This is a genomic window from Gordonia sp. NPDC062954 (assembly GCF_044543825.1).
Classification (GTDB): Bacteria; Actinomycetota; Actinomycetes; order Mycobacteriales; family Mycobacteriaceae; genus Gordonia; species Gordonia tangerina.
In genome coordinates, this window is record NZ_JBITWL010000011.1 from 56,723 (window position 1) to 68,100 (window position 11,378).

Annotated in this window: 14 protein-coding genes; 6 read left to right on the plus strand and 8 right to left on the minus strand. The window is 67.3% G+C overall.

The genetic code is table 11. The annotated features are described in order from the left end of the window. Nucleotides 1-126 precede the first annotated feature (126 nt). Genes ACIGKQ_RS12680 through ACIGKQ_RS12690 form a run of 3 tightly spaced genes read right to left on the minus strand, consistent with a single transcriptional unit; the run spans nucleotide 127 to nucleotide 2,653 of the window. Nucleotides 127-786: a nucleoside triphosphate pyrophosphatase gene (locus ACIGKQ_RS12680; protein ID WP_372475010.1), complete on the minus strand. Its 660-nt coding sequence runs from the start codon at nucleotides 784-786 to the stop codon at nucleotides 127-129. Further along, complete coding sequence (locus tag ACIGKQ_RS12685) at nucleotides 783-1,028, minus strand: acyl-CoA carboxylase subunit epsilon (protein ID WP_235723853.1); 246 nt, start codon at nucleotides 1,026-1,028, stop codon at nucleotides 783-785. Before ACIGKQ_RS12685 ends, ACIGKQ_RS12680 begins: the two co-directional genes overlap by 4 nt. Continuing rightward, entirely contained in the window at nucleotides 1,025-2,653 is a 1,629-nt protein-coding gene (locus tag ACIGKQ_RS12690) for an acyl-CoA carboxylase subunit beta (RefSeq protein WP_235723852.1), read from the minus strand. The genes ACIGKQ_RS12685 and ACIGKQ_RS12690 overlap by 4 nt, the downstream gene beginning before the upstream one ends. A 138-nt stretch (nucleotides 2,654-2,791) precedes the next feature. Between ACIGKQ_RS12690 and ACIGKQ_RS12695 the strand changes: the two genes are divergently transcribed. Then, a complete protein-coding gene (locus ACIGKQ_RS12695; RefSeq protein ID WP_287016451.1) occupies nucleotides 2,792-3,589 on the plus strand; it encodes a biotin--[acetyl-CoA-carboxylase] ligase in 798 nt (265 codons plus the stop codon). Between the two features lie 28 nt (nucleotides 3,590-3,617). Here the strand turns inward: ACIGKQ_RS12695 and ACIGKQ_RS12700 are convergent, their stop codons facing one another. After that, nucleotides 3,618-4,223 (minus strand): DUF6069 family protein, encoded by a 606-nt coding sequence (locus ACIGKQ_RS12700; protein WP_235723850.1) that lies wholly within the window; start codon nucleotides 4,221-4,223, stop codon nucleotides 3,618-3,620. 110 nt (nucleotides 4,224-4,333) lie between these two features. Between ACIGKQ_RS12700 and ACIGKQ_RS12705 the strand changes: the two genes are divergently transcribed. From ACIGKQ_RS12705 to ACIGKQ_RS12715, 3 genes are read left to right on the plus strand one after another with little or no spacing between them, the layout of a single operon-like run. Further along, nucleotides 4,334-4,915: a PH domain-containing protein gene (locus tag ACIGKQ_RS12705; protein WP_266062030.1), complete on the plus strand. Its 582-nt coding sequence runs from the start codon at nucleotides 4,334-4,336 to the stop codon at nucleotides 4,913-4,915. Continuing rightward, nucleotides 4,912-5,586, plus strand: coding sequence for a response regulator transcription factor (locus ACIGKQ_RS12710; RefSeq protein ID WP_235723848.1), 675 nt, complete (start codon nucleotides 4,912-4,914; stop codon nucleotides 5,584-5,586). The genes ACIGKQ_RS12705 and ACIGKQ_RS12710 overlap by 4 nt, the downstream gene beginning before the upstream one ends. A gap of 15 nt (nucleotides 5,587-5,601) precedes the next feature. Next, nucleotides 5,602-6,945 (plus strand): HAMP domain-containing sensor histidine kinase, encoded by a 1,344-nt coding sequence (locus tag ACIGKQ_RS12715; RefSeq protein WP_287016224.1) that lies wholly within the window; start codon nucleotides 5,602-5,604, stop codon nucleotides 6,943-6,945. Here ACIGKQ_RS12715 and ACIGKQ_RS12720 read toward each other — a convergent pair. Then, complete coding sequence (locus tag ACIGKQ_RS12720) at nucleotides 6,917-7,477, minus strand: GtrA family protein (protein ID WP_235723846.1); 561 nt, start codon at nucleotides 7,475-7,477, stop codon at nucleotides 6,917-6,919. The two genes, ACIGKQ_RS12715 and ACIGKQ_RS12720, sit on opposite strands and share 29 nt — an antisense overlap. Before the next feature lie 78 nt (nucleotides 7,478-7,555). Here ACIGKQ_RS12720 and ACIGKQ_RS12725 point away from each other — a divergent pair, with 78 nt between their 5' ends. Together ACIGKQ_RS12725 and purE are read left to right on the plus strand one after the other, a co-directional pair. Then, nucleotides 7,556-8,773 carry a 5-(carboxyamino)imidazole ribonucleotide synthase gene (locus ACIGKQ_RS12725; protein ID WP_372512412.1) on the plus strand — a complete coding sequence of 406 codons (1,218 nt, stop codon included), beginning with the start codon at nucleotides 7,556-7,558 and terminating at the stop codon, nucleotides 8,771-8,773. Continuing rightward, nucleotides 8,770-9,315 carry a 5-(carboxyamino)imidazole ribonucleotide mutase gene (purE, locus tag ACIGKQ_RS12730; RefSeq protein WP_396573902.1) on the plus strand — a complete coding sequence of 182 codons (546 nt, stop codon included), beginning with the start codon at nucleotides 8,770-8,772 and terminating at the stop codon, nucleotides 9,313-9,315. Before ACIGKQ_RS12725 ends, purE begins: the two co-directional genes overlap by 4 nt. Before the next feature lie 79 nt (nucleotides 9,316-9,394). On the opposite strand, the gene ACIGKQ_RS12735 is transcribed toward purE, so the two are convergent. The 3 genes from ACIGKQ_RS12735 to ACIGKQ_RS12745 form a co-directional block, all read right to left on the minus strand. Next, on the minus strand, nucleotides 9,395-10,213 hold the full coding sequence (locus ACIGKQ_RS12735; protein ID WP_396573904.1) for a dienelactone hydrolase family protein: 819 nt from the start codon (nucleotides 10,211-10,213) through the stop codon (nucleotides 9,395-9,397). Between the two features lie 5 nt (nucleotides 10,214-10,218). Next, nucleotides 10,219-10,593 carry a nitroreductase family deazaflavin-dependent oxidoreductase gene (locus ACIGKQ_RS12740; RefSeq protein ID WP_235723843.1) on the minus strand — a complete coding sequence of 125 codons (375 nt, stop codon included), beginning with the start codon at nucleotides 10,591-10,593 and terminating at the stop codon, nucleotides 10,219-10,221. Between the two features lie 61 nt (nucleotides 10,594-10,654). Beyond that, nucleotides 10,655-11,377 carry a TIGR03089 family protein gene (locus ACIGKQ_RS12745; RefSeq protein ID WP_266062039.1) on the minus strand — a complete coding sequence of 241 codons (723 nt, stop codon included), beginning with the start codon at nucleotides 11,375-11,377 and terminating at the stop codon, nucleotides 10,655-10,657. Nucleotide 11,378 lies beyond the last annotated feature (1 nt).

An 11,378-nucleotide genomic window follows, 5' to 3' on the forward strand; every position in this document is an offset into this window, starting at 1 on the left:
AACTCGCCCAGCCGATGTGACACGGCGTCAAGGACATCGTCGAGGGTGTGTGATCACGACGACGACCCTGGACACTGATGCCGGAATCCGTGCACTTGCCACGACATGCAGGTGTGTCGGCCCAGATCAGTTGTCCGATTTGCCAGTTGGGTCCGACAGCCACAAGTCGACGACCGACACCCCCACCTCGCCGAGCAGACGACGAACGGTCGGCAGGCCGATCCCGAGCACCGATGACGGATCGCCGTCGACGGAGTCCACGAACCAGCCGCCGAGCCCATCGAGGGTGAAGGCGCCGGCCACCGAGAGGGGTTCGCCGGTGGCGACGTAGGCATCGATCGTCGCGTCGTCGACGTCGGCGAATCTGATGGTCGTCGACGCCGCGGCGTGCGCGGAGGCGGCCACCAGGCCGTCGTGGATGCGGGTGACACAGTGCCCGGTGATAAGTTCGGCCGAGCGGTTGCGCATGGTGCGCCACTGGCTCTGCGCGACCTGTGCGGTGTGCGGTTTGCCGCTCAGCCGGCCGTCGAAGAACAGCATCGAGTCACAGGTGAGGACCACCACATCGGAGGCGTCGCAGTCGGCGAGGACATCGGCCACCACGGCGTCGGCCTTGGCCTGCGCCAACCGGACGACGATGTCCTCGGGTGGAAACGCCGCCATGGTGGTCAGCAGGGCGTCCTCGTCGACGTCGGAGACGATCACCCGCGGGTCGAGTCCCGCGTCGCGCAGCACCCGGAGGCGGGCCGGCGACGCCGACCCGAGCACCACCTCCGGTGCGCTCACCACCTCAGGTTGGTGAAGCTGCCCGGTGCGCCCCAGATCGGCCGCAGCCGGTCCTCAGGGCGTCCCCAGTCGTCGCGTGGCCCGGCGTCGGCGATGCCGCCACCGGAGGACCCGGCGGCGGAGGCGACGACCGCGACGAGGGCGGCGAGTTCCTCATCGGTCGGGTTACCCCGGACGACGCGCAAAAACGGTGCGGACTGTGTCTGCGTTTCGGCGTCGGCGCCGGTCTCGATGTCGCTCACAGCGGAATGTTCCCATGCTTCTTCGGCGGCAGCGTGACCATCTTGCGCTCGAGCAGGCGCAGCGCGGTCGCCACCTGGCCACGGGTGTGGCTGGGCGGGATCACCGCGTCGACGTAGCCACGTTCGGCGGCGACGTACGGATTGACCAGAGTGTCCTCGTACTCCTGCTGCAGTTCGAGGCGCAGTGCGTCGACGTCCTCGCCGTTCGCCGCAGCTTCCTTCAGCTTGCCGCGGTAGACGAATCCGACCGCGCCGGAGGCGCCCATGACCGCGATCTGGGCCGTCGGCCAGGCCAGATTGACGTCGGCGCCCATGTGCTTGGACCCCATCACGTCGTAGGCGCCGCCGTAGGCCTTGCGCGTGATGATGGTGATCTTGCCGACGGTGGCCTCGCCGTAGGCGTACAGCAGCTTGGCGCCGCGGCGGATGATGCCGTTGTATTCCTGGTCGGTGCCGGGCAGGAAGCCGGGCACGTCGACCAGGGTGACGATCGGGATGTTGAAAGCGTCACACGTGCGGACGAACCGGGCGGCCTTCTCCGACCCCTTGATGTCGAGGCAGCCGGCGAACTGGGTCGGCTGGTTTGCGACGATGCCGACGCTGCGGCCGTCCACCCGGCCGAATCCGACGATCACGTTGGTCGCGTACTCGGCCTGCACCTCGAGGAACTCGTCGTCGTCGAGGATGCGCCGGATGACCTCGTGCATGTCGTAGGGCTGGTTCGGCGAATCAGGGATCAGCGTGTCGAGTTCGAGGTCCTCATCGGTGAGGGTGTCCTCGATCGAGCCGGCAGCCGGCTGGTCCACCGGCAGGCGCGGGGCCTCGGCCCGGTTGTTGCTGGGCAGGTAGCCGAGCAACTCCTTGACGTACCCGAGCGCGTCTTCCTCGTCGGAGGCCACGTAGCTCGCGGTACCCGACTTCGTCATGTGGGTGTTGGCGCCACCGAGGTCCTCCATGGTGACGTCCTCGCCGGTGACCGTCTTGATGACGTCCGGGCCGGTGATGAACATCTGACTGGTCTTGTCGACCATCACGACGAAGTCGGTCAGGGCGGGGGAGTAGACGTGGCCGCCGGCCGCAGCGCCGAGGATCAGCGAGATCTGAGGGATCACGCCGGAAGCGCGGACGTTGCGGTGGAAGATCTCGCCGTACAGGCCCAGGGAGACCACACCCTCCTGAATACGTGCGCCGGCACCGTCGTTGATGCCGATCAGCGGCCGTCCGGTCTTGATCGCCAGGTCCATCACCTTCACGATCTTCTCGCCGTACACCTCGCCGAGGCTGCCGCCGAAGACGGTGGCGTCCTGGGAGAAGATGCACACCTCGCGGCCGTCGATGGTGCCGTAGCCGGTCACCACTCCATCGCCTACCGGGCGGCGCTCGGCCAGTCCGAAGTTGGTGCTGCGATGCCGGGCCAGCGCATCGAGTTCCACGAACGAGCCCTCGTCGAGGAGGTGAGTGATCCGCTCGCGCGCGGTGAGCTTGCCCCGCTCGTGGATTTTGTCCACCACGGCCTCGCCCACGGGGTGCTTGGCCTCATCGAGGCGGTTACGCAGATCGGCGAGTTTTCCCGCCGTCGTGTGGATGTCGGGGGCGGAGCCGTCCTCGCGCGAAGCAGTCGTCATGGACACCGATGCTAACGACCCGGGTGTGAGCCACGTCAAGCGGATCAACGTGAGATATGCCTCAGGTTCCCGAGCGATCGGTCGGGGAACGCGGATATGGCGTTGACCTGCACCTGTGGCGCGGTAGCGTCATCACCTATGAGTAACCATGCCGCCGATCTCGATGCCGATCGACTCCTCGAACTCCTGTCCGGTACCCGTTGGCGAGCGGTGGAGGTGGTGGCATCGACCGGCTCCACCAACGCAGACCTGGTCACACAGGCGGCTTCCGGCGACGTCGACGGCACGGTGCGGTTGACCACCGATCAGACGGCGGGGCGCGGCCGCCACTCCCGGGTGTGGTCCGCGCCGGCGGGGAGTCAGCTGGCCATGTCTGCGGCGGTCGCGGTGGGGTCCGAGACCGAGCATCTGGGTTGGTTGTCGTTGCTCGCCGGACTGGCGGCGGTCGACGCGATCGATGAGGTGGCGGGTCGACGGCCAAAGCTGAAATGGCCCAACGATGTCCTGATCGACGACCGGAAGGTGGCCGGCATCCTGGCCGAGTACACGAACACACCTCGCGGGGGTCTCGCGGTGATCGGGATCGGGATCAACACCTACATGTCGGCCGAGGACCTGCCGGTGCCGACAGCGACGTCCTTGCAGATCAGCACCGGAACCGAGGTCGCGCACACCGAACTGGCGGCGGCATTCCTGCGTGGGCTCGGGGATCTGTTGACCCACTGGCCCGACGACCTGGACCGACTGAGCGCTGCCTATCGCGATCGCAGCGACACCGTCGGCAGGCGGGTACGGCTGGTGATGCCCGGTGACCAGACAGTGACCGGCACCGCGGTCGGCGTGGACGCGATGGGTCGGATCGTCGTCGACGCCGAGGGCCGTGAGGTGGTCGCGGCGGCCGGCGACGTCACCCACCTGCGGCCGCTCGACGATTGAGACCTCGCGCGTCGGTCGTCTGGCTGCTTCAGCTGTCCTGGATGCTCTTGTGTCCCATGGCTGGGATCAGCGAGATGATCGGTAGCCCGATGATCAGATGGAGAATGGCGGTGGCGATGCCGACCGACAGTTCCGCGGACAGGATCAGCGGGATGATCACCGCCGCGGCGATCAGCAGACCGACGATCCAGCGGAAGAACTGATTCGGCGACGGGGTCACCATCTGCAGCACGTACCACAGCGCGCCGGCCGCGAGTGCGCACAGGAACGCAACCACCGCGAACCAGAACTCGTCACGCGCCAACGGATTCCACACCCCGAACCGGCCCGCTTCGTTTACCCGCTGCACGATCGCGCGGATGATCCACGCGGCCAGCCATGCGGCCAGGCCGGTCACGACACCGGTCATCACCACACCGCCGACGAACATTGTCGGATTGACGTTGGGTCCCAGCCGCGGTTTCTGGCGTCCGGCGTCGGCGGGCTGATACGGGTCCGCCGCATACGAGTAGGTCGGATCCGAGTGATCGGATCTCGGGGCGGGCTGCTGGCTGTAGGCCCGGGACTCGGGGTACCCGGGTTCATAACGCGCGGTCCGTGGATCGCGCGGGTCACGTGGATCGTGGTAGCTCATGTCTGTCGGACCTCGAGACTTCTCGTCACCTGCACGGCTTCACCGGAAGTGTACCCACGCCCGGTCGGAGTTCGGCCGTCCCGTGCTCGCCGGACATTAAGCTTTAGGCCATGTCCTATCCACGGGAGAACCTCGCCCCGGGCGAGGAGATCGTGCTGCATCGGCATCCCCACTGGAAGTGTCTGATCGGCCCGTTCCTACTGTTCCTGGTGGTCACGGCCGCGGTCGGGCTGCTGGGCGGCGTGATCACCGGTGCCGACCTCGGTTCCACCACTCGACTGATCCTGTTGGGCATCGTCGGCGTGCTGTGGCTCGCGGCATTGGGTTGGTTCTTCGTCCGGCCGCTCGTGTCGTGGGGGTCGACGCATTTCGTCCTCACCGACCGGCGGGTGATCTTCCGCAACGGCATCATCACCCGATCGGGGATCGACATCCCGGTGCGCCGCATCAACACCGTCGAGTTTCGGCACGGTCCCATCGACCGGCTGCTGCGCACCGGCACCCTGATCATCGAGTCGGCGTCGGACGAACCGTTGGCTTTCGACGACATCCCGCAGGTCGAGCGTGTGCATGCGCTGCTGTACCACGAGGTACTCGACGTGGCCGAGAACGAGCCGTTCACCGACGGATACGACGGTGAGGCGGCCGACGACATGCCGGAACGTCGGCACGACGAGGGGAGCAGGCGATGACCGACGTGCTGTTGGCCGAGGATGACGCCGCGATCGCGGAGCCGCTGGCCCGGGCACTCACCCGCGAGGGGTACGGCTGCGAGGTCGTCACCGACGGCGCGCAAGCACTCGATCAAGCCCTGGACAGTCGGTTCGAACTGTTGATCCTGGATCTCGGGCTGCCCGAGATCGACGGGCTCGAGGTGTGCCGCCGGGTCCGCTCGGAACGGCCGACGCTGGCGGTGCTGATGTTGACCGCGCGCACCGACGAGGTGGACTTCGTGGTGGGCCTCGACGCCGGCGCCGACGACTACGTCGGCAAACCGTTCCGGCTCGCGGAGCTGCTCGCACGGGTCCGGGCACTGCTCCGTCGTCAGCAGAGCGCCGACGTGGTGCTCGACGGGGGCGACATCCAACTCGACACCCGCGGACGGCGGGTACTGGCCAACGGCGCCGACGTCGTGCTGGCCAATCGCGAGTTCGATCTGCTGCGTTTCCTGATGGAACGCTCCGGGCAGGTGGTCAGCCGTGACGAGATCCTCACCGAGGTGTGGGGGTCGGCGGATCTGCGCTCGTCGAAGACCCTGGACATGCACATCTCCTGGTTACGGCGCAAGATCGGCGACGACCAGTACGACCGCCCGAGGCACATCGTGACGGTGCGCGGCGTCGGCTTCCGATTCGACCCCTGACCCGGGTGACCCGCGATGCGCCGCCGGATTCTGAACACGATGATCGCCATGTGTCTGGCGGTCGGCCTGCTGCTGGGTGTACCGCTCAGCGTGATCGCCTGGTGGTGGGTGTCGGACAACGCGCATCAGACGCTCGACGGGCGCCTCAAACTGATCTCCGATCAGTTGATCCGCCAAGAGGGTGAGGCCGGCAGCCTCGCGCCCGGGCAGCTGGATGTCGACGCCTTCCGGCTGCTGATCCCCGAGAACGGTCGACTGACCGTGCGCTACCCGGTCGACGGTGGTGCCGACGCGATGGTGGTGATCGGCGATCGGATCGACGGAGCGGCGATGGGTGACTCGATCGGACTCGGCAACGCGGGGTCACTGCTGCTGGAGATCCCGCTCGAGCAGGTGCGCGACGACCAGTTGGTGGCCGTGGGGATTGTGTTGCTGGTGGTGGCCAGTTCGATCGCGGCCGGCACCATCGTCGCGGCAGTGACCGCCGGAAGGATCGCCGATCCGCTCATCGACCTCGCCGACCGGGCCGCGGCCATGGCACGGGGCGACTTCCGCTCGGAATGGAAGTCCTACGGCATCGGAGAACTCGATCGGGTCTCGCGCGCACTGGGTGATGCGAACGCCGAGATCGCGCTGCGGCTGGAACGCGAGGGCGAGATCGTCGGCGACGTCTCACATCAGCTGCGTAGCCGTCTCACCGCCATCCAGTTGCGCCTCGACGAGTTGTCGATGCATCCCGACCCGTCAGTGGTTGGCGAGGCGGAGGCGGCGTTGGAGCAGGTGGAGCGACTATCCAGAGAGCTCGACGAGATGGTCGCGGCGTCGCGGAACGACCCGGCGGTGCCTGACGACATCGACGTGGCGGAGCTGGTGAACACGCTGATCGGCGATTTCCGTGCGTCCTTCGAGGCGGCCGGACGCACCATCTCGGCGCGGTTCGACGGTCGGGCGACCGCGGTGAGTGCGCGGCCCGGGCGCCTACGCGAGGCGTTGAGTGTCCTGGTGGACAATGCGTTGCAGCATGGTGGCGGGACGTGCCACATCCAGGTCGACGATCTGCCGTCGGGCGAGATGTTGCGCGTGTCGGTCTCCGATGAGGGCGACGGTGTTCCCGACCCGTTGGTCGGGCACATCTTCCGGCGGGGATTCTCTGCGGGCCGGGGTAATGGGGTGGGATTGTCGCTGGCACGGGCCTTGGTGGAGGCCGACGGCGGGCGCCTCGACCTCACGTCGCGCCGGCCCGCGGTGTTCTCCCTGGTCATTCCGTCGACCCACGGCAGCCGCCTCGGCGGCGCGGTCGACGGTGATCCGCCGACCGGGGAGACCGAGATCAGGCGTGACCGAGTTCCTCATCGATGAGTTCGGCGTCGCTCGGATGCAGGTCGGTGGAGCCGGCGTCCCCACCGCGCAATTGTTCGACCGGGAAGGCGAATTTGCGCAGCGCCCAGAAACGGAACGCCATCTGCAACAGGTTGCCGATCAAGAAGCCCAGGACGAAGTCGAGTACCACCAGCTCGGTGGTGGTGACATTGCTGCGCAGGTCGAAGACGTTGTTGGCCACCCATAGTGGTGCCGCGGCCAGGATCACGCCGATTCCGCTGATCGCGAAGAACAACAGCGCCTCGTGATGACGTTCGCGGCCACCACGGTTCTTGAACGCCCACTCCCGGTTGAGGATGTAGCTCAGGATCGTGGCCAGGGTCCCCGAGATGATGCGGGCCACCACCGGCTTCGGTTCCAACACGGTGAAGGTCAGCGCGTAGAAGATGACCAGGTCGAAGACGAAGGTGGTGCCCCCGACGAGAGCGAACTTGATCAGCTCGTGGTGTTGCATCGCGAGCCGACGAACCGGCTCGGGGAGTCGAGCCACGAGCTCGTCGATGAAGGGCACAAGATCCGAGTGTACGAAATCAAACCGAAGAGTAACTTCGCCGGTCGGTCATGCGCACGACGTGGCGAACGTGCCACGATGTTCGGCGTGACATCCAGCATGCCAACCGTGACGATGATCGGCGGTGGTCAGCTCGCCCGTATGACCCATCAGGCGGCCATTGCGCTCGGACAGTGTCTGCGCGTGTTGGCGTCGAGCGAGACCGATCCTGCCGCCCAGGTCAGCGCCGACATCGTCCTCGGCTCACACAATGAGCTCGCCGACCTCCGCCGCGCCGCGCAGGGCGCCGCCGCCCTCACTTTCGACCACGAAGGTGTGCCGCTGAGCCATCTGCAGGCGCTCGAGGCCGAGGGCGTGGCGGTGCGCCCGCCGTCGGCGGCGCTGCACTTCGCGCAGGACAAGCTCGCGATGCGGGTGCGGCTGGCTGAGCTGGGCTTGCCGGTCCCGGACTTCGCCGACCTGACCGACGCCGGCTCGGATGCGCGCGCACGGTTCGTCGAGTTCGGACAGACCCACGGTTGGTCGATCGTGCTCAAGGCGATCCGCGGGGGCTACGACGGGCGTGGTGTCTGGCTGCTCGACAACCGTGACGAAGCGCTGTCGGTGTTCGACGAACAATTCGGTGCCGGGGTCGGTCTGATCGCCGAGCAGAAGGTCGCGATGCGTCGCGAGTTGTCGGCGATGATCGGACGATCCCCGTTCGGGCAGGGCGCCGCGTGGCCGGTGGTGGAGACGATTCAGCGCAAGGGGCAGTGCGCCGTGGTGTTGGCACCGGCGCCGGATCTGTCCGACGAGGTCGCCGAGCAGGCGCAGCAGATGGCGCTGCGGTTGGCCGAGGCACTCGGCGTCGTCGGGGTGATGGCGATGGAACTCTTCGAGACACTCGACGGTGAGCTGCTGGTCAACGAACTCGCGATGCGGCCACACAACAGCGGGCACTGGACCATGGACGGTGCGGTGACCTCTCAGTTCGAGCAGCATCTGCGGGCCGTGCTCGACTACCCGCTCGGGGACACTGCGGCGCGGGCGCCGGTGATCGTGATGGCCAATATCCTGGGTGCCGAAACGGCGCCGGAGATGACGATGGACGAGCGTCTGCATCACCTGTTGGCCCGCATGCCCGATGCCAAGGTGCATCTGTACGGTAAGGGCGAACGGCCCGACCGCAAGGTCGGGCACGTCAACATTGTCGGTGGCGATACCGATTCGCCCGCGACCGTGCGGGAACGTGCGGAACGCGCCGCGCACTGGATGTCTCACGCCGAGTGGACCGATGGATGGGATGCGCACGCATGACCGAGACCGAACCCCACGACGCGGGGTATCACGAACCGATCCGGCCGCGGGTCGGATTGATCATGGGCAGCGATTCGGACTGGCCCACCATGGAAGCCGCCGCCGAGGCGTTGGCCGAGTTCGAGGTGCCCTTCGAGGTCGGTGTGGTGTCGGCGCATCGCACGCCGCAGCGGATGCTCGACTACGCCTCTGGCGCAGCCGATCGCGGGATCTCGGTGATCATCGCGGGCGCGGGCGGTGCGGCGCATCTGCCCGGGATGGTCGCCTCGGCTACCCCGCTGCCGGTGATCGGCGTGCCGGTGCAGCTGCGCACCCTCGATGGTCTGGACTCGTTGCTTTCGATCGTGCAGATGCCGGCGGGTGTGCCGGTGGCCACCGTGTCCATCGGTGGGGCGCGCAACGCGGGGCTTCTGGCGGTGCGGATCCTGGCCTCGTCGGACGCCGGATTGCGTTCGCGCATGGTCGATTTCCAGCAAGGGCTGGAAGCCATGGTGCTGGAGAAGGACGAGGCGCTGCGCACCAAGCTGCTCGGGGACGACTGAGCGGTCACCGACGGCCACAAGTGCCGTAGATCGGTGTCGCCAGGTGACTCAGATCTACGGCACATTCCTGTCCGCAGCCCTAGTGGCGCAACTTCTCGGCGACGAAGTCGAGCACCTGCTCGCGTGCGTCATACGTGGGCTGCCCCGGCTCGTCGATGAGGTCTTCGGTCAGCACCGAATGTGGCTGCGGCAACATGGAATCCGGGCTGGCCGAGAAGTCGGGTAGCTCGACGGCCAGGAACGCGTCACCGAGTTGTTCCCGGAGGAAGTCGAAGCGCGACCGCGGGGCCAGACGATCACCCTCGAACCGTAGGCCCATCACCTGCAGCCCGGCGGCGCACCGACTCTTCACCTGCGCCAGGTCGGCGTCGCTGAGATCGATGGACCGGTTGCGTGCCGGTATCACACCGAACGGTAAGGACGGCTGGGACAGCACCGGGGCAAGCAGACGGTCGTCGGTGGCCATTGCCAGTGCGAAGCCGCCGGTGAAGCACATCCCGACGGCGCCGACGCCGGGGCCGCCGCACCGATCGTGTTCCTGGGCCGCGAGTCCACGCAACCAGTCGGCGATCGGTGAGGTCTTTCCGGTGGCCAGCACGGTGAACTCCCGGCTGATGCACGCCCGGGCGATCGTCTCGGCCATGTACCGCGTGGATCCGACGCGGCCGAGCGCGTCGGGCCGCGGATCTCGGCCGTCGACACCGAACAGTGAGGGCATGACCGCGGTGAGTCCGCGTGTCGCCACCTTTCGGGCGAAGTCGGCGACCTTTGGGCTGATGCCGGGCATCTCGGCGATGACGATGACCGCTGGGCCCTCACCCTTGGCATATACCGTCTTCGTGGCCGTTCCGACGGTGACATCGCGGGCGGTGAAATCGTCGAGAGCATCGTCGGGCACCGCGGTCACCCTTCGACGAGAGTGCCGATGAGGACGGACTCGAACATGCGGGCCGGGATGCGCGCACCGGACGCCACATCCGGGGAGTCCGACGGGATGATGCGCGGCCGAACCACCTTGTAATGCTTGGATTTGCGCACCAAACCGAATTCATTGGCGGCCTGCACGTTGCGTACCCAGTCGGTGTGGCGTCCGTAGGTCAGCACGATCGAGAGCCGGTCGTCGTCGACCCAGGCGAGCACCGGGATCGAGTACTCCTTTCCAGACTTGCGCCCCACGTGTTCCACCATCGCCCACGGCGCCAGCCGCGGAGCCCATTGGCGCTGGATCGGATTGGTCACCTTCTTGTTGAATCGCGCAACTGCCTTGGGGATCTTCATGCCTACGAGGATGCCCCACGCGAGCGGACTTGAGGGCCCTCTTCGGACGAATCCGCACGCGTCAGCGCAGTGTGATGTCCGCACGTTCGGTGTCGGCGAGTCCGGCCAACCGGTCGTCGTCGGGATGCGACACGGTGACGAGAGAGGCGCCAACGGCCAGCGGCGCAACGAGATTGCCGATGACGCCGCGAGCATCGTGCCACCGGCGGGCGGTGAGGACACGTGTCCCGGCCGAGACGCCGTCGGCGGCTGCGGCGCGCCGTGCGGTGGCGAGCACCGTGGCGGTGTCGTCGTCGTCGAGCACCGGTCCGGCGGGGACGTCGGTCGGGGAGTACTGGTCGCCGTGGACGCGTACCGCGGTCGCGAAGTCGGTGACCCCAACGGGCAGGTCGCGCACGCCCATCGCGAACGGGTCTAGTGAGGCGACGAGCAGCTCATCGACATCGTCGTGAGCGTCGATGCGTTGCGCCGACGTCACGGCGACGCCGACAGCGCCGGTGTCGCCGGAGCTGCCCGGCAAGCGGACGCGCGCACCGGCCCACCACGCGCCGAGCAGGATCGCTGCGGTCTGCCAATGCTCCGGAAGGTCGACAACGACCTCGTCGCCGGGCGCGAGGCCGAGTTCGTCGACAAAGAAGTTCGCCGACTTCGCGGCCCAATTCCCCAGGGTGGCACCAGAAAGCTCGGTACGTTCACCGCTTCGGTGGTCGTAGTAGGTCAGCAACGGTTGCGACCAGTCGGCGACGGCGGCGAATACGGCGGCAGTGATGGTGGTGTCGGTCATC